The organism is Actinoplanes sp. NPDC051633 (assembly GCF_040681735.1).
Taxonomy (GTDB): Bacteria; Actinomycetota; Actinomycetes; order Mycobacteriales; family Micromonosporaceae; genus Actinoplanes.
Map to the genome: position 1 here is coordinate 1 of NZ_JBFAZH010001683.1, position 1,259 is coordinate 1,259.

The 1,259-nt window shown below is 74.5% G+C and carries 1 protein-coding gene; it reads right to left on the reverse strand.

All coding sequences use genetic code 11. The annotated features are described in order from the left end of the window. Nucleotides 1–59 precede the first annotated feature (59 nt). Nucleotides 60–1,172: a GNAT family N-acetyltransferase gene (locus AB0M20_RS44300; RefSeq protein WP_364307570.1), complete on the reverse strand. Its 1,113-nt coding sequence runs from the start codon at nucleotides 1,170–1,172 to the stop codon at nucleotides 60–62. Nucleotides 1,173–1,259 lie beyond the last annotated feature (87 nt).

Sequence of the window (1,259 nt, forward strand, 5' to 3'; positions counted from 1 at the left end):
GCCGCCCTCGCGCGGCTGCGCCACGTGCAGCACCGTCCACCGCCCCGCCACTGAAGTGGTCATCGCCGCCACCGCAGGCGGTCACGGACGGCCTTGACCCAGGGCGCCTTCTCCTTGGCCAGCTCGGTCGCGCGGCGCAGGGCGAGCACGCCGCGGGCGTATCCGCCGCCGCGCAGGCTGCCCGGGCGGACGAGCAGGACGCGTCGGTTCGGCGCCTCGGCCGGGCGCCAGGTCGACTTGTGCCCCTCGGCGCCGCGCAGCATGCTCATCGTCGGCCGGCCCAGCCGGTGCGCCAGCGGCAGGGCGTCGGCCAGCAGCATGGTGGTCACGTCGACCCGGCCGCGCAGTGCGGGATCGACCCCGAAGAGGTAGCCGCCCACCAGGTCGCGGCCGATCAGGATCAGCGACGAGGCGAGCAGCTCGCCGTCGAAGCGGTACTCGACGAGAGCCGCCTCACCGCGAGAGATCATCGCGGTGACGGCCCGGGTGAGATGCTCGGCGAACGCGGGCGCGAAGTGCTCCGGGTTGCCGCCGCGGCCGTGCCACTGGCGCCGGTGCAGCCGCAGGAGGCTCTCGACCGCCTGCGGCGCCTCGCCGGCCGCGACCTCGCGTACCTCGGGGGCGGCCTTCTTCAGCTGGTTGAGGCGGCGGCGGACAGTCTTGCGGGAGTGCGACGGCAGCCCGCGCACCAGGTCTTCCATCTCGCTCGAGGGCAGCTCGAGGCAGAGCGAGCCGGCGGTCTCGTGGTGCGGGCCGGGCCACGCCGCTACCAGCGCCGTGCCGGTGCGCGACTCCGGGAGGTCGATCGCCTGCCATCCCCGGTCGCCGACCATGGCGGTGGCCAGGATCGGTGCGGCAGCGGCGGCGGTCTCGTCGTCGAGCAGCACGTCGGTGAAGTCGGTGATGCTGCCGCCGAGCGGCGTCAGCACCGGGCAGCCGGCCCGCCATCGCAGCTGGAACGCGGCCGCGCCGACCAGCCGGCCGCGGTGCCGGACCAGGAACACCCGGAGGCGTCCGGGCACGCCGTAGGACCGCCACCAGGAGTGCACCCAGGCGTACGCCTGGAAGGGTGATGCCGCGGCGCAGCGGTCGAAGAGGTCGTTCCACTCGGTGGCCAGGTCGTCCAGGGCGTCGTCACCGCGGCGGACGTCGGTCGTCCAGAGCTCGACCACTCTGGCTCTGTCTTCAGTCCGGTCAGGGGCGGCGGTGGGGCTGTGGACGGCTCTGTCTTCAGTCCGGTCAGGGGTGGCGGCGGGGCT